This window comes from Hymenobacter sp. IS2118 (assembly GCF_000715495.1).
In the GTDB taxonomy this organism is placed as follows: Bacteria; Bacteroidota; Bacteroidia; order Cytophagales; family Hymenobacteraceae; genus Hymenobacter.
The window spans coordinates 1-19,736 of sequence record NZ_JNLX01000117.1 but is presented as its reverse complement, the minus strand read 5'-3'; the positions used below and the strand labels follow the sequence as shown (position 1 = coordinate 19,736).

Here is a 19,736-nt window from a genome sequence, read left to right as displayed (position 1 = left end):
CCCGCCGGACAAATCCGGCGGGGACTTTTGCTAGTGCAGGCGCACCCGTTACTAGTGGTCTTTGCTGTTATCGGCGCCCTTCTTCATCGGGCCTTTGTTTACCGACATCGGCTTGTTGTTCTGAGGGTTGTTGCGAATGTTGTGCACACCCTCGCCGGCCGTATTGCCGTCGGTAGTGTTGCCCTGGTGCGACACTTGGTTGTCGTTGGCGTTCTGCACCTGCGTGCTTTTGCCACCGTTTCGCGAAGCAGGGTCCACGGGTGGGTTTTGGTTTTCGAGGTTGGCCTCTTCTTGATGCAAGCTCATAGCGGGTGGGGTTTAGGTGAAAAGAAAGGTATTGTATTAGTTTACCGGCTTTTCGCCCAAAAAGTTACGCCACTTGCCGGGGCCTTCCCACCAGGGTCCCGGCTCCGGCGGTGCCAGAAAGTCCCGCCTGCTTAGTAGTCGCTCCTTGACACTTTGCCCAACTCCTGCCAGTTCACATCGCTGGCCCGGATGGGCGTGTTGCTCTGGTAGTAAGTGCCTTTGCCGTCGGTATAGGCGTGGTCGTAGCGGTTATCGAGCTTCACCCGTTCGCCGGTATTGGGGTTCTCGTACTTGGTTTCGTTGCGGATTACGTTGTCGACGTATGCCTCGTGCTGCCGGTCGTTGCTGGCCTGCCCGGCTTGCCAGTTGGCCATGTTCTGGTCCATCGCATCCATACGGTCATTGTAGCGGGCGGTGTTGGCGGCTCCGGCAGCGGCAATGTCGCCCATGCGCTGGTTGTGGGCGGCGGTGTTGGCGGCCGTCATGGCGGCAATGCCCGCCATCGTGGCCTCGTGCTGGCGGCGGCTGGCTTGCTGGCCCTGCTGCATCAGCTCGTTGTTTTTCTGCTGCCAGGCCGGGTTGTTCACAATGGATTCCTGCGTCGTTTTGGTGTGCGCATAGGTGGCGGCCAGGTTGTCGCCGCTGGTTTGGGTAATGGACGGCACCACCACCCAGCTGTAGAACACATCGCTGCCCATCTGCTGATGCCCCGACACCATGCGCACTTCAATGCGGGCCTGGTGCCCATTGGGTAGCACCCCATCGACTGAGGCAATAGATTCCATGTTTTGGCTCTGATTGGGCTTGGTGGACGGGTGCGGCGCAATGCTGCGCTCGTTGCCCACGTTGCGCAGCGCCAGTCCCTGCTGCGCCAGCTGGGGCAGCAAAAAGCGCTTCACGTAGGTGAGGGCCGGCATGGGAGCCAACTCGTGAGGGTTCGTGTTTTGCGGCATGCCCATTTGCTGGGCCATCATGCGATTTTGCTCCGTCATCGGGCCTTCGCTAAACATATACTCCCGAACCGGCAGGTAATCCACCTGCTGCGTTCCATCGGGCGAGCGGTAGCTCAACGTGGCCTGAATGTGGGACATCGTCCCCTCCCACTCCCGCCGAAACGTTTGTTTGGTCTGCCAGCCACGCGGCACTTTTAGAGCATACGCCACCATGTTGTTGAAATCCGGGTCCACAATGCCGAGCAAACGGTATTGGCCGGTTTTGGGCGGTGGGGCTTGGGCAGCTGCCTGGCCGGCATTTGGCACAGCATCGGGCTCGGGGCGGGAGTTTTCCATCTGATTATCGGTTTGGCGGATGTCCTGGGCGGCCGTGTCAACGTCAGAAGCGGCACTGCCGCAGGCTATCAGGCCGACAGCTAGGGTTAGCAGGGAAAACGGAAAAGGGCGCATGGCGGGAGTTTTGAATATTAATCTTATCTCATTATTTCAAATATATCATATTTTATCCATATTTCTAACCTTGCCGGACAGCGCTAAAAGCAAAGTGGTGCCGCGTATTCCAAACCGGAATTCACGACACCACTTTTTGACAACCAGCCACTCACCTGAGCTGAGGCCTGGGTTCAGCACACGTTGACGGCAATCAGACGCCGGCTGCTTACGCCACGTTCGCCACGGCCGTAGCCGGCACCACGCGCACCAACTCGGCAAATTGCGCCTCGCGGGCTTGCACTTCTTCATCGGTGAGGTTGAGCAGGCGCTCAGTGCCGAACTTTTCGACGCAGAACGACGCCATGGCCGAACCGTGAATCACGGCGCGCTTCATGTTCTCGAAGCTGATGTCGTCGGTGGCTGCGAGGTGGCCAATGAAGCCGCCCGCGAAGGTGTCGCCGGCACCGGTGGGGTCGAATACTTCTTCCAGGGGCAGTGCGGGCGCGTAAAACACCTTGTTTTTGTGAAAGAGCAGCGCGCCGTGCTCGCCTTTTTTGATGATGAGAAACTTCGGACCCATGCCCATGATTTTCTTGGCGGCCTTCACCAGCGAGTACTCGCCGGACAGCTGCCGGGCTTCTTCGTCGTTGATGCTCAGCACGTCAACCATTTCAATGGTGGCGATGAGCTCCTCCAAAGCAATGTCCATCCAGAAATTCATGGTGTCCATCACAATCAGCTTGGGCCGATTTACGAGGCGCTGAATGACGAGGCGCTGCACCTGCGGGGCCAGATTGCCCAGCATCAGGTATTTGCAGTCCTGGTACGCATCGGGGATGATGGGGTCAAAATCGGCCAGTACATTCAGCTCCGTCACCAGGGTTTCGCGCGAGTTGAGGTCCTGCGAGTACTTGCCAGACCAGAAAAACGACTTTTCGCCTAGCTTGATTTGCAGGCCCTCGGTATCCACGCCGTGCTCTTTGAGCAACATGATATCGGACTGCGGAAAGTCTTCGCCCACCACGGCAACCAGTTTCACGGGCTTGAGCGAATAGGACGCCGAAAGACTGATGAAGGTGGCGGCCCCGCCGATGATTTTATCGGTTTTGCCGAAAGGGGTTTCGATGGCGTCGAACGCGACGCTGCCGATGACGAGAAGACTCATGTGGCTGAATTGTAGTGGAAGAGAACAACCGTATTAAAACGGAATTAAAGCAAGCAACAAAAAAGTCCCCGGATAATTCTCCGGGGACTTCATTTTTGTGGGTAAATAATGGGGCTCGAACCCACGACCTCCGGAATCACAATCCGGCGCTCTAACCAGCTGAGCTATATCTACCAGGTTGGTTTTGGTGGTGCAAAGATAGCAGGAGAAGCGAGATTGGGCAAAAAAAGTTAGCCCTTTGCGCTAAGCTTTGGCTGACCGTGGTGGGGCAGCGTGCTAATTATCGATGCGTCAAGCGAAAGCTTACCGCACAAAAAGCCCGACCTTTGCGGAATGGAACCCAATACCACCCCGTCGTTCAACGATTTCAAGCTCAATAAACAATTCCTGACGGCCGTGGCCGAGGCGGGCTTCACCGTCCCCACACCGGTCCAGATTCAGACTATCCCACTGCTGATGGCCGGGCACGACGTGCTGGGCATCGCCCAAACCGGCACCGGCAAAACCGCCGCCTTCGGCCTGCCGCTGCTTATGAAGGTGAAATACGCTCAGGGCACCAACCCGCGGGCCCTGGTGCTGGCCCCCACGCGGGAGCTGGCCATTCAGATTGAGAAGCACCTGAAGGTGCTGGCGGTGAATACCGACCTGCGCATTTTTGCCATCTACGGCGGCCTGGGGCCAAAAACCCAGATTGAAACCATCTCCGGCGGCCTTGATGTGCTGATTGCCACGCCGGGCCGGCTACTCGAAATTTATCTGAAAGGCGCGGTGCGCCTCACCGAGCTGAAAACGCTGGTGATGGACGAGGCCGACAAAATGATGGACATGGGCTTTATGCCCCAGATTCGGCGGATTCTGGAGATTATTCCGCGCAAGCGCCAGAACGCGCTGTTCTCGGCCACCATGCCGGAACGGGTGACTACGCTGAGCGAGGAGTTCCTGGAATTCCCGGTGCGGGTGGAAGTGAGCCCGCCGGCCAAAACGGCCTCCACGGTATCGCAGGTGATGTACGAAGCGCCCAACCTGCTCACCAAAATCAACCTGCTGCAATTCCTGCTGCACCGCGACATTGACACGATGACGCGGGTGCTGCTATTCTGCCGCACCAAGCAGCACGCCGACCAGGTGGCGCACTTTCTGGAGCGCAAGGCCCCGGCCGGCGAGGTGCGCGTGATTCACGGCAACAAGGGCCAGAACGCCCGCATGAACAGCATGGACTCGTTTAAGGCCGGGGAAGTGCGCTACATGGTGGCGACGGACGTGGCGGCGCGCGGCATCGACGTGCCCCAGGTGACGCACGTTATCAACTTCGACGTGCCGATTGTGCACGACGACTACGTGCACCGCATCGGCCGCACGGGCCGGGCGCTGCACACCGGCGCGGCCATTACCTTCGCCAACGAGGCCGAAATGGTGCATGTGGCCGAAATCGAGCTGCTCATCAACCAAAAGATTGAGCTGCTGCCGCTGCCCGAAGAAGTGGTGGTGGAAGAAACGCCTTTTGAGGAGCAGCAGAAAATGGGCCGCGAGCTGGACGAGCGCCGCAAAAAGCTTGACCCGACCTTCCAAGGCGCTTTCCACGAGAAAAAGGAGTGGATAAAGCCCGGCGTCACCATCGACAAGCGCACCGGCAAAGCCTTCAAGGAAGGCCAGAAAAAGAGCACCAAGGGCTCCAAAGCCTTCGTGGGCAAAAAGGGCGGCTCCAACCCCGGCGTGAAGGCGCTGAAACGGCGTGGACGGTAATTTGGAGGGTTGAATTTTGAGAGTTGAATGTGGCTGACTTTTGAGCGCTTATCTAACTAATGTTACTCAATACGCCCGTAAACCTCACCCCCTAACCCCCTCTCCTCAGGAGAGGGGGGACTAGAATTAGCTATAAAATTCACGTTTTTAATATTTTACCCTAGAAACTAGTCCCCCTCTCCTGGGGAGAGGGGGCTAGGGGGTGAGGTTGGCGTCTGGGCTGCGCAAGGTCAGTTGTCTAATTCAGCCCTACGCCTTGCTAATGCCCGAACCAATGCCCGAACCGCACGCTGATGAACGTGAGGGCGCCGCCCCACAGCACCGCGCTCCAGAGCATGTGTAGCAAGATGCGCTGGCGCGGCACCCCCAACAGCGTGGCAATGACGGTGCCGCCGATGGGCGAGAGCAAAATGGGCGTAAGGAAGGCGATGCCGCCCATGCCAAACTTGCGAAACACCTTGATAATATTGCGCGAGCGGGTGGTAAAAATGGGCGCGCGGCGCAGGCGGCGCTGTTTCTGGCGGTGCTGCATCCAGACGCGGCCAATGCCGGAAAAGATGAATACACTGGTCATCATGCCGGCCACCGTGAGGCTCATGGTCCACCAGAAACTCAGGCCCAGGGAAGCGCCCGCCAGCGGCCCACCCAAAAACTTGACCGTGCTCAATAAGAACACCGACGCGTATTTAACGGCGAGCTGGAGCAAAACGGGACAGGAAAAACGGGCGATGGGAAAGCAGCAACAGCGCGGGGTGGGCGCGTAGCAAAGATACCACGTTTGGAAAGTGGTAGTTCAAAACGGCGGTGTTATTGCGCACGCCGCCCGGCTTGGTTGCCGCGGGCGGCGCTACAGCTTACTGCCGAACGACAGGTCGCCGGCGTCGCCGAGGCCGGGGACGATGTAGGCCTGGGCGTTCAGCTTTTCATCGATGGCGGCCACCCAGAGATTGGCTTCGGGGATTTCGCGGGCCACGTAGGCCAGGCCCTCGGGCGAGGCAATGACGGCCGCGATGTGCACCTGCCGGGGCGTACCGAAGCGCAGCATGGCCCGGTAAGTTTGCACCAGGCTTTTGCCCGAGGCCAGCATGGGGTCGGCCAGAATCAGCACCCGCTCGTCGAGGCTGGGCGCCGAGAGGTAATCGACCTGCACCTGCACCTGGGCCGTACCCTCAATGCGGTAAGCGGCCACAAACGCGCTGGGACTCTGGTCGAAATAATTGAGGAAGCCCTGGTGAAACGGCAGGCCGGCCCGCAGCACGGTGGCCAGAATGGGAAAGTCGTGGAGCAGCTTACCGGTGGTTTCGGCCAGCGGGGTCTGAATAACCTTGTCGGTGTAGCTGAGGTGGGCGCTGATGCGGTAGGCCATGATTTCGCCCAGACGCTGCAGGTTGCGGCGGAAGCGCAGGCTGTCCTTTTGCACCTCTTTGTCGCGCAACTGGGCCAGAAAATGGTTGGCGATGCTGGGCTCAGCGCATACGACGTGCACGTTGGCCAGGGTAGCGGCGGCATCAGCAGCGGCGGCAGGCACGGCGGCGTTGGCCGGAGCGGCAGAAAGTGGGGTTTTGGCCATGCTGGAAGAGGATTGGAAGATGAAGGCGGGGAAAGGACCGGCCGGATGCCCGAAGTTGGCACAGAAACCGGGCGCGGGCAAGAAACCCGGCGCGAATTTGCCAGCTGGCAGCCGCGAGGCAGGGAACTACGAAGCCCGACATTCGGGACGCCAGGGCGGGCGCCGCTTATTCTTCCCAACGGCCGGCTGCGTAGTTTTGGGAGGAAATCAGCGCGCGTGGGGTTTAGCCGGCGGCGGCGTTTCAATTCTTATGAATACTATCTGGATTTATGCATAAAGCGCTACTGCTGTTTTCCGCTCTGACGCTGCCCCTGGGGCATTTGGCGGCTCAAACAGTGCCCTCCCCGCCCCCGGCCGAACCGGCAATGCCCGCGCCGGTGGCCACGCCGCCCGCCACGCCCGCTGCTACAGAGCAAGCCTCGCCTTGGGTGAAGTTTGACCAGCCGGTAGCACCCGTGGATTTGACGCCGCCGCCGAGCAAAACCACGCAGGGCGCCAATTACGTGCCTCTCGATGCCGACATCTACCGCCTAATTGACCGGTACGCCATCAAGTTCGGCCCCGATTCCTTCAACGACCCGCACACCAGTGTGCGGCCCTACACCCGCGCCGCGGTGGCCCGGCTGGGCGAGCGCATGCTGACGCCGGATAGCGCCAGCACTGGCGGCACCCTTTCGCGAGCCGACCGCTTTAACGCGGAATACCTAGTGAAGGACAACTGGATGAACAGCACCCAGGGCGCAACCCTGAACGAAAGCGCCAAACCGCTGCTCACCCATTTCTACCGCAATCAGACTGACCTTTTCCACGTGGAAGCCGAGGGCTTTAAGCTGCGCGTGAACCCGGTGGCGCTGCTGCAAGTGGGCCGCGACAGCGAGCTGAGCGGCCTGCGCTACGTGAACACCCGCGGCCTGCAGCTGGAAGGCACCATCGACCAAAAGCTGGGTTTCTACACCTTTCTGGCCGATAACCAGATGGGCGTACCCCAGTACGTGCAGGACCGGATTCAGCGCGACCAGATTGTGCCGCACGAGGGCTACTGGAAGTATTTCAAGACCGAGCGCGGCAGTCAGTACGACTTTTTCACGGCGCGGGGCGGCATTACCTACGCCACCAAGTACGTGAACCTGCAGCTCGCCCACGACCGGAATTTTATCGGCAACGGCTACCGCTCGCTCATTCTCTCGGACTACAGCGCGCCGTACTTCTTCCTCAAGGTGAACACGCGCATCTGGAAATTCAACTACCAGAACATCTTTGCCGAGCTCACGGCGCGGCGGGAAAACGCAGACCAGGTGTACCCTAAAAAGTACATGGCCATGCACCACCTCAGCTTCGATGTGACGCCTAACCTGAACATTGGCGTGTTTGAAAGTGCTATTCTGGGTGGCCGCAACCCCGAACCCGATAGCGTGGTGGCCGGTGGCAAAATTGTGCCCGGACGTCGGGCCCGTGGCTTCGAATTGCAATACCTCAACCCCATTATTTTCTATCGGGCTGTAGAGCAAAATGTCGGCTCGGCCGATAACGCTATTCTGGGTCTGGACTTTAAATGGAATGTTCGCCACACGGCCCAGATTTACGGCCAAGTGGTATTGGATGAGTTAAAAATCAGCGAAATACGTGCTGGAAATGGCTGGTGGGGCAACAAGTTTGCCCTGCAGCTGGGCGGCAAGTACATTGACGTGGCAGGCCTGCGCAACCTCGATTTGCAGTTGGAATTCAACTACGTCCGGCCCTTCACCTACGAGCACAAGGACGAATTCACCAACTACCAGCACTACCAGCAACCGCTGGCCCATCCCCTGGGCGCCAACTTCACCGAAGTGCTGGGCGTACTCAGCTACCAGCCGCTACCCCGCCTGATGCTGGTGGGCAAGGCCTTTTACTCGCAGCAGGGCCTCGACCTTGTTAATGGCGACGTGGACAAGCAGAATTACGGCGGCAACGTACTAAAATCCTACGACACCCGCGTGAGCGAATACGGCAATAGCCTGGGCCAGGGCAACAAGAGCCGCCTGCTGCACACCGATTTCACGGCCACCTACCAGCCGCGCCTGAACCTGTTCGTAGACGCCAAAGTAATTGCCCGCAACCAGACGTACTCCCTCACGCCCGAGCGCGACGGCACCCAGGTTTTCGCCTCGCTGGCCCTGCGCTGGAACATCGCACAGCGCCTCCACGAGTTTTAAGACCAGCCTCTTTTAACCGGTGATGCGCAGCATGTTGCCGGTTTGCACCAGGGTGTAAACCTTTAGCGGCGTGGAGGCCGGACCGTTGAGCGCCGTACCGGAGGTACTAAACCGGGAGCCGTGGTTGGGGCAGAAGAAGTTGTTGACGGCGGGCTGAAACGACACCGTGGTGCCCTGATGCGTGCAGGCAGCGGCCAGTGCCACGTAGCTACCCGTAGCGGTTTTGGCGACAATAACCCCATTATCAGCCCCGTACACGTAGCCGAAGGCCGGGTCGTTGAGGCGGGCATTGGCCGGAGCGGTCACATCAATGGTAAAGTCGACAGTGCCGGGAGTTGGGGTTGGGCCCGGACCGGGCTGGGGGTTGTCGGTTTTACTGCCGCAGCTGCCCAAACAGCCGCTCACCAGCAGCGTGGCCCCAAAGCCGAATAACTGTAGAAATTCGTTGCGTTTCATACTATTTGCCACAAGTTTAACAGCGTGAGTGCCGCGCCTGCGGTCACCTACGTAACCGGGCCCGGCAAGGGTTTGTTGGCGGGCGCACGTGGCAAGCGGCGTAGCTTTGCAGCCCGTATGAAGACTTACCTCCGCATTCTACAGTACGCCCGGCCGTTTGCCAGCTTTCTGCCGCTGTACTTTGTGCTGACGATACTGACCATTGTGTTCAGCATTTTCAACTTTACGCTGATTGTGCCGCTGCTCAATGTGCTGTTCAACCAGACCGAGACGGCGACTGAAATCCCCAAGTCGCTCCCCGGCTTCTCGCTGAGCGCGCGCTTCATCACCGACGCTTTTTACTATTATTTCGGGCAGGTAATTGATGCTTACGGGCGCATGGGGGCGCTTTCGTTCGTGTGCGGGGCGGTGGTGGTATCGGTGTTTTTCAGCAACCTGTTTCGCTACCTCAGCCTGCGGCTGATTGCCAAGGTGCGGGCCCGCGTAATTCGCGGCCTGCGCCTCGATTTGTACCAGCGCATGCTGCAATTGCCGCTCAGCTTCTTCAGCGGCGAGCGCAAGGGCGACCTGATGTCACGCTTTACCAGCGACGTGCAGGAGGTGGAAACCTCGGTGGTGAACACGCTGACCGGCGTCATCCGCGACCCGCTCACCATCATCTTTTACTTCGTGGTCCTGTTCACGATATCGGCCAAGCTCACGCTGTTTTCGCTGGTGCTGCTGCCGATTTCGGGTGGCATCATTGCCACGGTTTCCAAGCGGCTGCGGCGGCAGGCCAAGCAGAGCCAGCAAACCCTGGGCACAATGCTCTCGGTGATTGACGAGACGCTGGGCGGTGTGCGCGTCATCAAGGCGTTCAATGCCCAGCAGTATATTCTGGGCAAGTTTATGGCCCAGAACGACCAGTACGCCCGCACCTCGCGCAACATCGACAACACCCGCGACCTGGCCTCGCCGTTTTCCGAATTTGCCGGGGTTTCGGTGGTGGCGGGCTTGCTCTACTTTGGCGGCTCGCTGGTGCTGGGCGGGGAATCGGACCTGACGGCGGCGAAGTTTATTGGCTACATCATTCTTTTTTCGCAGGTGCTCACGCCGGCCAAGGCGCTGTCGTCGTCGTTCGGCAACATCCAGCGCGGGCTGGTGGCGGGCGAGCGGGTGCTGAGCATCATCGACATTGAGCCGGCCATCCGGGACCGGCCCAACGCGGCGGTGCTGCCGCCGTTCGAGCGCGAAATCGAGTTCCAGAACCTGCAGTTCAGCTACGGCGAAACCCCGGTGCTCTACGACATCAACCTGACCATTCGCAAGGGCAGCACGGTGGCGCTGGTGGGCAGCAGCGGCGGCGGCAAAAGCACCCTGGCCGACCTGCTGCCGCGCTTCTACGACCCCAGCGCCGGCCAAATCCTGATTGACGGGCACGACCTGCGCGGCTGCACGCTGCATTCGGTGCGCGACCAGATGGGCATCGTAACGCAGGAAAGCATCCTGTTCAACGACACCATTTTCAACAACATCCGCTTCAACACCCAGGCCACGGAGGCCGAAGTCGTGGAAGCCGCCCGCATTGCCAACGCCCACGAATTCATCGTGGCCAGCCCCGACGGCTACCAAACCGTGATTGGCGACCGGGGCTCGCGGCTGTCGGGCGGGCAGCGGCAGCGGCTGAGCATCGCCCGCGCCATTTTGCGCAACCCGCCGATTCTGATTCTGGACGAAGCCACGTCGGCCCTCGACACCGAGAGCGAGAAACTGGTGCAGGAAGCCTTGCAGCGCCTGATGCAGAACCGCACCTCGCTCGTGATTGCCCACCGCCTGAGCACCGTGCAGCACGCCGACGAAATTGTAGTACTCCAGCACGGCCGCATCGTGGAGCGCGGCACCCACGCCGAGCTGGTGCAGCGCCCCGGCGGCGTGTACCAGCGCCTGAGCTCCATGCAAACCAATGCCGCGCTGGTTTGATGAGCCAATAGCTTTCAGCCGTCAGCTGTTATCCCTTTACTTCTCGTCCAATAATTCGCTAAACAGCTTCAATAACTGTTCACTGCTAACTATTAACTGTTAACTGACATTCCTTATGCTCGGCAAAAATCGATTTCGTTGGTTTCTCTATCTGGTGGGGGGCATCGTGCTGGTGCGGCTGATTTATAACCTGGGCTACCGGGCCGTCAACGACCGGCTCAACGCAACCACTGAAATGCCGGCGCAAACGCCCAAGGCCAGCCGTGAGGGCCAGGGCCTGCGCGGCATCATCGTCGACCCGGCCGATTCGGTGGAAGTGGCCGATACCGCCGCGCAGGCCCGGTAACTCGGTTAATAAGCGCTATTTTGCCGTTGTTTTCCAGGTCTGCTGCTTTTGGCGGGCGTGTTTCCTCCACCTTATTCCGTTTTCGTCATGCTCGCTCTCAAACGTATTGTTACCGTCGCCGTGATGGTTTACCTGCTGCTGGCGCTGTTGTTTGTTCTGGCTCCGGCCGTACGCACTTCCGTTATGGGCATGGGCACGGGCTTGTCGGCCCTGGAGCAAGAGCGGAGTTTTTACTACACGCTGTTTGTGGTAGGCGCCATTATTCTGGCCCTGCATCTGGTGACCGAAAACCTCGATAGCGTGCTGCTGCGCCGCTCGGTGACCCAGCACGAAAACCGCATCAACGAGCTCAAGGCCAAACTCTACGACCACCAGCAGCGCGGCACGACGCCGGTTGTGGCGCACACGGGCAGCACCGTCGACGGCCGCACCATGGAAGTGCAACCGCCGCTGGGCAGCAATGCCACCGACCATCTGCCCCAGCCCCTTTTCCCGCAGCGCGACCCCAGCCTGAGCAACACCCCGCCAGCCGAACGCCCACCGCTGTAGCCGGCCCGGCCCCTCGCTCCTGCTTTTCCCGCTCCTGAGTACCCATCAGTGCCCGACAACGTTCTCCTGCTCCCCGACCTCATCCGCGCCGAACTGACCGAGGCCCGCGACGTGCTCGACCAGTTTCTGGCCGAGCCCGCTAACCTGACCCGCATCGCCGACGCCGCCGAGGTGTTTGCCCACTGCCTGCGCAACGGCGGCAAGGTCCTCACCTGCGGCAACGGCGGCAGCCTCTGCGATGCTCAGCACTTTGCCGAGGAGCTGAGCGGCCGCTACCGCCAGAACCGCCGCGCCCTGGCCGCCATCGCCCTCACCGAAGCCTCGCACATGACCTGCGTGGCGAATGACTTCGGCTTCGAGTTCGTGTTCAGCCGGTTCGTGGAGGCGCTGGGCCGGCCCGGCGATGTGCTGCTGGCCATCAGCACCAGCGGCAACTCGCCCAACATTATCCGCGCCGCCGAGGCCGCCAAGGAGGCCGGCCTGCACGTTGTTGCGCTCACCGGCAAAGACGGCGGCCTGCTGGCGGGCCTCAGCGACGTGGAAATCCGGGTGCCGCACTTCGGGTACGCCGACCGGATTCAGGAAGTCCACATCAAGGTGATTCACATCCTGATATTACTGATTGAGAAGCTGGTGCTTGGCGAGGTGGTGAAATAGTAAGCTGGTGAACAAGTCAGGAAGATGTATGGTAGGTTTGTAAATCTGCTGAAATTCACCACCCCACCATTTCACCTACCAAACTCCATGCTCACCAAAACTTTCGGCTCGGCCGTGCAGGGCGTCAATGCCTACACCATTACCATTGAAGTGGTAGTGACGGCTGGGACGTTGTTTTACGTGGTGGGCTTGCCGGATAATGCCATCAAGGAGAGCCAGCAGCGTATTGAGGCGGCGCTGAAGCTGCGCGGCTACCGCATGCCGCGCACCAAAGTGGTGGTGAACATGGCCCCGGCCGACATTCGCAAGGAAGGCGCGGCCTACGATTTGCCCATTGCGCTGGGCATTCTGCACGCCTCGCAGCAGCTGAATACGGAGAAGCTGGGGGATTACATTATTATGGGGGAAATGTCGCTTGATGGCGACCTGCGGCCCATTCGGGGCGTGCTGCCCATTGCCATTCAGGCCCGCAAGGAAGGCTTCAAAGGCATCATCTTGCCTAAGGAAAACGCCGAGGAAGCGGCCATTGTGAACAACCTCGACGTGATTGCCGTCGGGAGCATGCAGGAGGCCATCGACTTCTTTGAGGGCCGGCTGGAAATCGCGCCCACCAAAGTGGACACGCGCGAGCTGTTTCAGCACACCGTGAACAAGTACACGGCCGACTTTGCCGACGTGCAGGGCCAGGAAAACATCAAGCGGGCGCTGGAAATAGCGGCGGCCGGCGGCCACAACGTCATCATGATTGGGCCGCCCGGTGCGGGCAAAACCATGCTGGCCAAGCGCCTGCCCAGCATTTTGCCGCCCCTGAGCATGCAGGAGGCACTCGAAACCACCAAGATTCACTCGGTGGCCGGCAAGCTGGCGGGCGGCGGCTTACTAAGCTCGCGGCCGTTTCGGGCGCCCCACCACACTATTTCGGACGTGGCGCTGGTAGGCGGCGGCAGCAACCCGCAGCCGGGCGAAATCTCGCTCTCGCACAATGGCGTGCTGTTTCTCGACGAGCTGCCGGAGTTTAAGCGGACGGTGCTGGAGGTGATGCGTCAGCCGCTGGAGGAGCGCCGCGTGACCATTTCGCGGGCCAAGGTCAGCATTGAGTTTCCGGCCAACTTCATGCTCATCGCCAGCATGAACCCCTGCCCCTGCGGCTACTACAACCACCCCGAAAAGGAATGCGTTTGTGGCCCCGGCGTGGTGCAAAAGTACCTCAACAAAGTATCTGGGCCGCTACTCGACCGCATCGACCTGCACGTGGAAGTGACGCCCGTGACCTTCGACCAGATGACCGAAACGCGCAAGGCTGAAACCAGCGCCGACATTCAGCCCCGCGTGGATAAGGCCCGCCAGGTGCAGGAAACGCGGTTTCGGGAATACGCCGACATTCATTCCAACGCCATGATGCCGCCGCAGATGGTGAAGGACCTCTGCCAAATCAGCGAAGAGGGCCGCACACTACTGAAAACGGCCATGGAGCGCCTCGGCCTTTCGGCCCGCGCCTACGACCGGATTCTGAAAGTGGCCCGCACCATTGCCGACCTGGCCGGCACCGACGACATTCAGATTAACCATTTGGCCGAAGCCATTCAGTACCGCAGCCTTGACCGGGAGGGCTGGGCGGGGTAAATTCCCGTACTTTGTGGCATGCAACAACTCCCGCTTTCGCTCGATTACATCCGGCAGGTAGTGGCCGAATACTTCGCCGACAAACCGGTGAAAAAGGTACAGGTATTCGGTTCGTACGCGCGGGGCGAGGCCACGGCCGAGTCGGATTTGGACCTGCTGCTGAGTTCGGTTTCCGATAGCGGAATGACGCTGTTTGATTTGGTAGACTACAAGGACGATTTGGAAAGCCGCCTGGGAATTGCCGTTGACCTTGGTACCGTCATTTCCCGCTACGCTCGCCCACACATCGAACCCGACTTACTGACCATGTATGAGCAAGCCGCTTGATTCTACTCGCTTGCAAGAGCTGCATTACGCCGCCACGCGCGTGCTGACCCGTCTGCAGGACACCGGCTTGCCGGAGTTTCTGGCCGACGAGGACTTGCAGGATATTGCGCTGCTTCAGTTGGTGATTATTGGCGAAGCTGCGGCCCGTGTGTCGGAAGCAACCAAGCAACAATATCCTCAGATTGAGTGGCGGCGAGCAGCCGGCCTGCGGAATTTTATTGTTCACGAATATGCCAAAGTTGATTTTGAGGTGATTTGGAGCACAATCACGCAGGAGTTGCCTGGACTTGTGACCGAACTACCAAGCGTACTGGAGCAGGTAATAGCCACCGAACAAGCCGCTCGAAATGCCCGTGTATAAATCCCTCGTCAAACCCGCCCTCTTCAACCTCGACGCCGAGCGTGCCCACCACCTCGTTTTCGATAATCTGCGCCGGGCCGCACGTCTGCCGGGCGCCAAAGCGCTGCTGCGCGGACTCTACGACTACCAGCACCCGAGCCTGGCGCGGGAGCTTTTCGGGCTGAAATTCCCAAATCCGGTGGGCCTGGCGGCGGGGTTTGATAAAAACGCCGTGCTCACCGACGAGCTGGCCACGCTGGGCTTCGGCTTTGTGGAGATTGGGACGGTGACGCCCCGGCCGCAGCCCGGCAACCCGCAGCCGCGCCTGTTCCGGCTGCCGCAGGACGAGGCCCTGGTGAACCGCATGGGGTTCAACAACGATGGGGCCGCGGCGGTGGCCGCCCGGCTGGCGCGGCGCCAGAACCGGCAGCTCATCATCGGCGGCAATATTGGCAAGAACAAGGACACGCCCAACGAGCACGCGGCCGCCGACTACGTGGCCTGCTTCGAGGCCCTGGCCGACGTGGTGGACTACTTTGTGGTCAACGTGTCGTCGCCCAACACGCCCAACCTGCGCCAGCTGCAGGAGAAAAAACCGCTCATCGACCTGCTTCAGCAAGTACAGGCCTGCAACCAGCGCCGCTCCGAGCCCCGCCCGTTGCTGCTGAAAATAGCCCCCGACCTGACCGACTCGCAGCTCGACGACATTCTGGAAATAGCCGAGGAAACCCGGCTCAGCGGTCTGGTGGCCACGAACACCACCATCAGCCGCGACAATTTGGTAACCGACGCCGGGCAGGTGGCGGCTCTGGGCGCGGGCGGGCTCAGCGGCCGGCCGCTGCGGGCGCGGGCCACCGAGGTAATCCGCTACCTGCACGAGCGCAGCCACGGCAACCTGCCCATTATTGGCGCGGGCGGCATTCATTCGGCGACCGATGCACTGGAAAAACTGGCGGCGGGTGCGGCGCTGGTGCAGCTCTACACCGGGTTTATTTACGAAGGGCCGGCGCTGGTGAGTCAGATAAACAAGGGGCTGGTCAGCCACGGGGCTTAAGCTGTAAGCCCCCACTATATTTATCATCGCTTGATTGTCAAAATTTTATATAAAAAATCGAAAATCCGTCATGCTGAGCTTGTCGAAGCATCTCTACCGCATCGTTGCGCTATTTCAACGGTGCGGTAGAGATGCTTCGACAAGCTCAGCATGACGTTACATACTAAAACACTTATTATCAATTAATAATACCTCAATTATGCGGGCTCGGGCTGGATGCGGACCTCCAGCGCCTCGGTGCCAGTGGGCGCGACGGCCAGCTGGCGCCGCACTCGTCGCTGCCACCACATGGTGAGGGGAATTCCTATTACGGAGGGCCACAGGAAATTATACGGGAAAGGGATAAACGTGAGGCTGGTGGCGGAGAAGGCCGATACCGCCGCGATGTAGGCGCCCAGAAAACCGGAAATATGATTGTGCAGCCATTGCGTGCGCGACCACGAGCCGGCCCGGCGGTAGCCGCGCAGCTGCCGGCTCGTCATCAGCAGCCCAATAACGCCAAACACGCCGGCCGGCACGTTGCGCGCGACCACGCCATAGACCAGCGTAAGCAGAAAAATACCGAAGCCCAGGCTGGCAACTATCCAATCAAATAGCGGGGCCGAGCCGCCACGGGCCAGCTGTTTCAGGTAGAGCGAGCGGTAGCCGAAGCCCGCCAGGTACAAGCTGAAAACCCCGGTGAGCAGCAAAAAAGTAAGCCCTTTAAAGCTGGCCGCAACAATAGCAGTGACGCCGGCCACCGCCATGGCCCAGAAAAACACCTGCCCCCAGCGCCGGTGCCACGGCCCGCCCTTGCGCACAAACAAGGCAGCCGGAGCCATAAAAAACCCAATAAACCCCGCCGTGATGTGCAGGTAGCGGTTGAAGAGCAGGAAGGTTTCCATACCAAAAGGCGCGGCGTGAACAGAACCGCGAACCGAAGATGGCCGGTGCTGCCGCTTGCCCGCGCCTGTTTCTTACCCAAGCGCCACCAAAGCCGCCCGAAATGCAGCACGACCCGGACGAACCACAGTGCGCTGGCTACAGCTTCGCTCCTATTTTGAACTCGATGACATCGGCGGAGCCCCGGTGAACTTTCAGGTCGATGGCCCCGAAAAGCAGGTCGGTAACGTGGTATTTCATCCCCAGCCGCTCGTAGTAAAACGTGCTCGACCGGTAGGGTTCGTACACGTACACGCCCAGGTGCGAAACCACAGACATGCGCCCGAAAAGCCATTCGTGGCCCACAAACACGCCGGCCTTCTTCACGTCGGGCTGCCGGAGGCCGGCGCGGGTGGTGTCCTCCAGCGTGGCTTTCAGCGACCGGTCGTAGAAACCCTCGGCCCCGGCTACCAGCGCGGACTTGCGGCTGACGCGCCGGCCCACGGCGGCGGTAATGGAATTGACGAGGTACTTCTGCTGGTCGCTCTGCGAGCGTTGCTTGAAGCCCAGGCTGGTGCTCAGGTTGTAGAACGTGCGGCCCACATCGGTCGGGGCGGGGGCGTTGGGGTTGCGCTGGGGCGGCGTACGCAGCTGGTGGTAGTTGAGGCCCAGCAGCACGGAGGGCAGGTTCACGCCCAGGTTGGGCTTGGTGGTGGCGCCGTTGGAATAATGGTTCAGGCCCAGGCCCGCCACCAGGCCCAGGTGCGGCGTCAGAGCATAGTCGTACTCAAACCGCAGCTGAATACTGGCGTTGAAAGCCGAGCTGGCAATGTTGTTTTTGTGGTTGGTGAGGCGGTTATAAGGGTTGGTGAGGTAGGCCAGTCCAGCTCCCAGGCGGAAGCTGAGGTCGTGCTTGGGCCGCCGCCACAACGACTTGCTCATGTAGGGCGTGGCCGCCACCGCGTAGCCCAGCACGGGGTTGTGGAAATCGTAGTACGTGAGCGTGAGGCCAAGCTTGGGGTAGCCGTGCCAGCCGTGCCAGGGCTGGGTCCCGGTAGTTTGTCGCTGAAAATTCAGCTCCAGCCCCGTGGGGTGCGACACCACCAAATGCCGGAGCGCCGCCGTGTGCGCCATAATAAAGCTGCCCTGGGCATACAGGCCCACCGCAAGCGGCGCCCGCCGCATCACCGCCACCGAATCGGTTTGGGCGGCCACGGTCTGCGGCAGCAAGGCCAGCAGCAGCCAGGCAAAGCGGCTCAACAACAGCCGAGTTAGCACCTTCTGCCGCATAAAACAAGCATCAGGGCAACTCCCCATTCACAATTCAGCCGTTGCATTTCCAATGCTATATCTGAAGCATAATCTATATTTCCGAGCCTCCCCACTTCCTCAAAAGTCGCTACAAAAAACAACATGCAAAAGCGCAAAGCCGTGAATTCATTCGTTTCGCACTGCTTTTTTTGGTTGTTCAGTTTCTTAATAGGTCGATACGCCGGCGCCGGCAAGACGTGCCACTAAGCCCAAATACAACGACTGTTATACTTGCCGGGCCATGACAGCCCCCGCAGATTCATGCTTCCAATCATTCGGTGCAGCTGTCTTCGGGCTAGGCCAAACTCACAGCCGACGGCCGGTAATCCTACTCAACCGTTTCACGACAAAAAACCAGAAGCATCCCACTAACAGCACATTTGACGCTTTCAGTTTAAGTAGTTTGCTCGTTCTCAAACGATAAATTTCTGCCTTTTCTCAGGAAGTTGCTTACGCCGGTTTTGCCCCTATATTTGATGCGTAATTCTTCTTTCTTCACCTTTTTTTCTTCCCATTATGAAAAAGTTAATTCTCTCTCTTGGCTTACTGATGAGCGTTGCGACTGCCGCCAGCGCCCAGGAAATCCGCTTCGGTGTAAAAGCCGGCGCGAATTACAGTTCCGTCACAGCGGACGAAACGGATGGCATCGAAAGCAAAATCGGCTTGCAAGCAGGTCTGTTGGCCAACTTTGCCCTCAGCGACCTGATTTCGATTCAGCCCGAAGTGTTGTATTCGCAGAAAGGCCTCCAATCTGAAGCAGACAGTGATGATAAGCTTAAGCTTAACTACATCGACGTACCCTTACTGGTGAAAGTAAACGCCGGTGGCCTGTTTTTTGAAGGCGGCCCGCAGGTAGGTTTTCTGGCTGGCGCCAAAATCACCGATGGCAACGAGGACCGGGACATTAAAGATTTGTACAACACCGTTGATTTTGGCTACGTGGCCGGCCTGGGCTACCAGCTCGAGAGCGGCCCCATGATTGGCTTGCGCTACAACGGCGGCATCAGCAACATCGTTAAAGACGGCGACGACGACGACAAAGCACGCAACAGCGTATTCCAGCTGTACGTGGGCTACACGTTCGGCGGCAAATAGACTGCCTTGATGACATAAAAAAGCGGCGGTGGTCTAATTCAAGGTGGTATTGTACCGGTCAATTACAATTTTAATCCGGGCGGTGTGCATACTCAGCGACTTGCTGAAGGAACAAGATTTTCGCACGAGCACCCCACAGCGCTGGCGTAGCGAACAGTTGATGGCTTCGACAATACTTGTTCCGCCGCTGCCCTTGGGGCAGCGGCGATGGTGCCAGCGGGGCAACACCTCCACGTAGGCCTCCCACAGGTCGGTAAAATACCAGCAATGGCGGTGGTAGCGCGGAGGCAGAGCCAACCACAAGCGCCGGGCCGTGGCCGCGTCCCGTCGGCCCAGCACCCAGGCCACGATGCGCCGGCTGGCCCGTTCGACGGCCAACCACAGCCAGACTTTGCGCTTCTTGCGGCCCACGAAGGTCCACATTTCATCCAGCTCCAGCGCTTCCCACTCCTTTTTCTGGTCCTTTTTGGGGCGCAAGCGCGGGAGCGCCGGCGAAGCCGCTTGCGCTTTTTTTTATCCGGCTGGCAATCGTCACCCGCGAGATACCCGTCACGCGGGCAATGCTGCGCTGCGAGTTGCGCTCGCCCAGCAACTCGTCCACCTGCGCATACTGCAGCGCTTTGGCCACGGCGGCGGGGGTAAAACGGGCTTGATGCCCGCAGCCTTTGCACTGGTATTTGGCATGGCCCCCAGCGCTGCCGTTACGGCGAATATGTTCACTGCCGCAAGCAGCGCAGAAATGTTGCGTAAAAACCATCCCTAAAATTAATCATTTCACCTTAGATTAGACCACCGCC

At 59.7% G+C, this 19,736-nt stretch carries 21 protein-coding genes and 1 tRNA gene; 11 read left to right on the top strand and 11 right to left on the bottom strand.

The annotated features are described in order from the left end of the window. Nucleotides 1-51: 51 nt before the first annotated feature. The 4 genes from GM79_RS10000 to GM79_RS09985 form a co-directional block, all read right to left on the bottom strand. Entirely contained in the window at nucleotides 52-306 is a 255-nt protein-coding gene (locus tag GM79_RS10000) for a hypothetical protein (protein WP_035563082.1), read from the bottom strand. Between the two features lie 131 nt (nucleotides 307-437). Then, the gene (locus GM79_RS09995; protein WP_035563079.1) at nucleotides 438-1,709 is read right to left on the bottom strand and encodes a hypothetical protein; all 1,272 of its coding nucleotides are present in this window, start codon (nucleotides 1,707-1,709) and stop codon (nucleotides 438-440) included. A 208-nt stretch (nucleotides 1,710-1,917) separates the two neighbouring features. Next, entirely contained in the window at nucleotides 1,918-2,856 is a 939-nt protein-coding gene (locus GM79_RS09990; protein WP_035563077.1) for a PfkB family carbohydrate kinase, read from the bottom strand. Nucleotides 2,857-2,956: 100 nt separating this feature from the next. Further along, a tRNA-His gene (locus tag GM79_RS09985) sits at nucleotides 2,957-3,030 on the bottom strand. Nucleotides 3,031-3,189: 159 nt separating this feature from the next. Here GM79_RS09985 and GM79_RS09980 point away from each other — a divergent pair. Beyond that, complete coding sequence (locus GM79_RS09980) at nucleotides 3,190-4,599, top strand: DEAD/DEAH box helicase (protein ID WP_035563074.1); 1,410 nt, start codon at nucleotides 3,190-3,192, stop codon at nucleotides 4,597-4,599. A 259-nt stretch (nucleotides 4,600-4,858) separates the two neighbouring features. Here GM79_RS09980 and GM79_RS09975 read toward each other — a convergent pair whose 3' ends face one another. Further along, nucleotides 4,859-5,305 carry a hypothetical protein gene (locus GM79_RS09975; protein ID WP_035563071.1) on the bottom strand — a complete coding sequence of 149 codons (447 nt, stop codon included), beginning with the start codon at nucleotides 5,303-5,305 and terminating at the stop codon, nucleotides 4,859-4,861. A gap of 141 nt (nucleotides 5,306-5,446) precedes the next feature. Next, nucleotides 5,447-6,169: a uracil phosphoribosyltransferase gene (gene upp, locus GM79_RS09970; protein ID WP_081867670.1), complete on the bottom strand. Its 723-nt coding sequence runs from the start codon at nucleotides 6,167-6,169 to the stop codon at nucleotides 5,447-5,449. A 269-nt stretch (nucleotides 6,170-6,438) separates the two neighbouring features. Between upp and GM79_RS09965 the strand changes: the two genes are divergently transcribed. Beyond that, nucleotides 6,439-8,361 (top strand): hypothetical protein, encoded by a 1,923-nt coding sequence (locus GM79_RS09965; protein WP_051718725.1) that lies wholly within the window; start codon nucleotides 6,439-6,441, stop codon nucleotides 8,359-8,361. Nucleotides 8,362-8,373: 12 nt separating this feature from the next. Here GM79_RS09965 and GM79_RS09960 read toward each other — a convergent pair whose 3' ends face one another. Then, entirely contained in the window at nucleotides 8,374-8,817 is a 444-nt protein-coding gene (locus GM79_RS09960) for a ubiquinol-cytochrome c reductase iron-sulfur subunit (RefSeq protein ID WP_035563068.1), read from the bottom strand. Nucleotides 8,818-8,934: 117 nt separating this feature from the next. Here GM79_RS09960 and GM79_RS09955 point away from each other — a divergent pair, with 117 nt between their 5' ends. The 8 genes from GM79_RS09955 to GM79_RS09920 all read left to right on the top strand — a co-directional run bounded on the left by GM79_RS09955 (nucleotide 8,935) and on the right by GM79_RS09920 (nucleotide 15,672). Continuing rightward, nucleotides 8,935-10,776 (top strand): ABC transporter ATP-binding protein, encoded by a 1,842-nt coding sequence (locus GM79_RS09955; RefSeq protein ID WP_035563065.1) that lies wholly within the window; start codon nucleotides 8,935-8,937, stop codon nucleotides 10,774-10,776. Nucleotides 10,777-10,891: 115 nt separating this feature from the next. Continuing rightward, the gene (locus tag GM79_RS09950; protein ID WP_035563062.1) at nucleotides 10,892-11,122 is read left to right on the top strand and encodes a hypothetical protein; all 231 of its coding nucleotides are present in this window, start codon (nucleotides 10,892-10,894) and stop codon (nucleotides 11,120-11,122) included. 87 nt (nucleotides 11,123-11,209) lie between these two features. After that, complete coding sequence (locus GM79_RS09945) at nucleotides 11,210-11,671, top strand: hypothetical protein (RefSeq protein ID WP_035563060.1); 462 nt, start codon at nucleotides 11,210-11,212, stop codon at nucleotides 11,669-11,671. Nucleotides 11,672-11,719: 48 nt separating this feature from the next. Beyond that, a complete protein-coding gene (gene lpcA / locus GM79_RS09940; RefSeq protein ID WP_235184034.1) occupies nucleotides 11,720-12,328 on the top strand; it encodes a D-sedoheptulose 7-phosphate isomerase in 609 nt (202 codons plus the stop codon). Between the two features lie 87 nt (nucleotides 12,329-12,415). Beyond that, nucleotides 12,416-13,951 (top strand): YifB family Mg chelatase-like AAA ATPase, encoded by a 1,536-nt coding sequence (locus GM79_RS09935; protein WP_035563057.1) that lies wholly within the window; start codon nucleotides 12,416-12,418, stop codon nucleotides 13,949-13,951. 18 nt (nucleotides 13,952-13,969) lie between these two features. Further along, complete coding sequence (locus tag GM79_RS09930; RefSeq protein ID WP_051718724.1) at nucleotides 13,970-14,278, top strand: nucleotidyltransferase family protein; 309 nt, start codon at nucleotides 13,970-13,972, stop codon at nucleotides 14,276-14,278. Then, nucleotides 14,262-14,639 carry a DUF86 domain-containing protein gene (locus GM79_RS09925; protein WP_051718723.1) on the top strand — a complete coding sequence of 126 codons (378 nt, stop codon included), beginning with the start codon at nucleotides 14,262-14,264 and terminating at the stop codon, nucleotides 14,637-14,639. Before GM79_RS09930 ends, GM79_RS09925 begins: the two co-directional genes overlap by 17 nt. Next, complete coding sequence (locus tag GM79_RS09920) at nucleotides 14,632-15,672, top strand: quinone-dependent dihydroorotate dehydrogenase (RefSeq protein WP_035563103.1); 1,041 nt, start codon at nucleotides 14,632-14,634, stop codon at nucleotides 15,670-15,672. The genes GM79_RS09925 and GM79_RS09920 overlap by 8 nt, the downstream gene beginning before the upstream one ends. Nucleotides 15,673-15,869: 197 nt before the next feature. Here GM79_RS09920 and GM79_RS09915 read toward each other — a convergent pair whose 3' ends face one another. Both GM79_RS09915 and GM79_RS09910 read right to left on the bottom strand, forming a co-directional pair. Then, nucleotides 15,870-16,556 carry a hypothetical protein gene (locus GM79_RS09915; protein ID WP_035563054.1) on the bottom strand — a complete coding sequence of 229 codons (687 nt, stop codon included), beginning with the start codon at nucleotides 16,554-16,556 and terminating at the stop codon, nucleotides 15,870-15,872. 136 nt (nucleotides 16,557-16,692) lie between these two features. Next, entirely contained in the window at nucleotides 16,693-17,793 is a 1,101-nt protein-coding gene (locus GM79_RS09910) for an acyloxyacyl hydrolase (protein WP_161787155.1), read from the bottom strand. 567 nt (nucleotides 17,794-18,360) lie between these two features. Between GM79_RS09910 and GM79_RS09905 the strand changes: the two genes are divergently transcribed. Beyond that, complete coding sequence (locus GM79_RS09905) at nucleotides 18,361-18,939, top strand: porin family protein (protein ID WP_035563048.1); 579 nt, start codon at nucleotides 18,361-18,363, stop codon at nucleotides 18,937-18,939. Between the two features lie 33 nt (nucleotides 18,940-18,972). On the opposite strand, the gene GM79_RS09900 is transcribed toward GM79_RS09905, so the two are convergent. Next, on the bottom strand, nucleotides 18,973-19,416 hold the full coding sequence (locus tag GM79_RS09900; protein WP_051718714.1) for an IS1 family transposase: 444 nt from the start codon (nucleotides 19,414-19,416) through the stop codon (nucleotides 18,973-18,975). Next, nucleotides 19,364-19,567, bottom strand: coding sequence for a hypothetical protein (locus tag GM79_RS24860; RefSeq protein ID WP_152559931.1), 204 nt, complete (start codon nucleotides 19,565-19,567; stop codon nucleotides 19,364-19,366). Before GM79_RS24860 ends, GM79_RS09900 begins: the two co-directional genes overlap by 53 nt. Nucleotides 19,568-19,736 lie beyond the last annotated feature (169 nt).

Bases quoted from the DNA above. Each gene is read 5' to 3' on its own strand.
- GM79_RS09935 (WP_035563057.1), top strand. From the start codon at position 12,416: ATGCTCACCAAAACTTTCGGCTCGGCCGTGCAGGGCGTCAATGCCTAC.
- GM79_RS09995 (WP_035563079.1), bottom strand. From the start codon at position 1,709: ATGCGCCCTTTTCCGTTTTCCCTGCTAACCCTAGCTGTCGGCCTGATA.
- GM79_RS09960 (WP_035563068.1), bottom strand. From the start codon at position 8,817: ATGAAACGCAACGAATTTCTACAGTTATTCGGCTTTGGGGCCACGCTG.
- GM79_RS09955 (WP_035563065.1), top strand. From the start codon at position 8,935: ATGAAGACTTACCTCCGCATTCTACAGTACGCCCGGCCGTTTGCCAGC.
- GM79_RS09915 (WP_035563054.1), bottom strand. From the start codon at position 16,556: ATGGAAACCTTCCTGCTCTTCAACCGCTACCTGCACATCACGGCGGGG.
- GM79_RS09980 (WP_035563074.1), top strand. From the start codon at position 3,190: ATGGAACCCAATACCACCCCGTCGTTCAACGATTTCAAGCTCAATAAA.
- GM79_RS09965 (WP_051718725.1), top strand. From the start codon at position 6,439: ATGCATAAAGCGCTACTGCTGTTTTCCGCTCTGACGCTGCCCCTGGGG.
- GM79_RS09990 (WP_035563077.1), bottom strand. From the start codon at position 2,856: ATGAGTCTTCTCGTCATCGGCAGCGTCGCGTTCGACGCCATCGAAACC.
- GM79_RS09930 (WP_051718724.1), top strand. From the start codon at position 13,970: ATGCAACAACTCCCGCTTTCGCTCGATTACATCCGGCAGGTAGTGGCC.
- GM79_RS09950 (WP_035563062.1), top strand. From the start codon at position 10,892: ATGCTCGGCAAAAATCGATTTCGTTGGTTTCTCTATCTGGTGGGGGGC.
- GM79_RS09945 (WP_035563060.1), top strand. From the start codon at position 11,210: ATGCTCGCTCTCAAACGTATTGTTACCGTCGCCGTGATGGTTTACCTG.
- GM79_RS09925 (WP_051718723.1), top strand. From the start codon at position 14,262: ATGAGCAAGCCGCTTGATTCTACTCGCTTGCAAGAGCTGCATTACGCC.
- GM79_RS09905 (WP_035563048.1), top strand. From the start codon at position 18,361: ATGAAAAAGTTAATTCTCTCTCTTGGCTTACTGATGAGCGTTGCGACT.
- GM79_RS10000 (WP_035563082.1), bottom strand. From the start codon at position 306: ATGAGCTTGCATCAAGAAGAGGCCAACCTCGAAAACCAAAACCCACCC.
- upp (WP_081867670.1), bottom strand. From the start codon at position 6,169: ATGGCCAAAACCCCACTTTCTGCCGCTCCGGCCAACGCCGCCGTGCCT.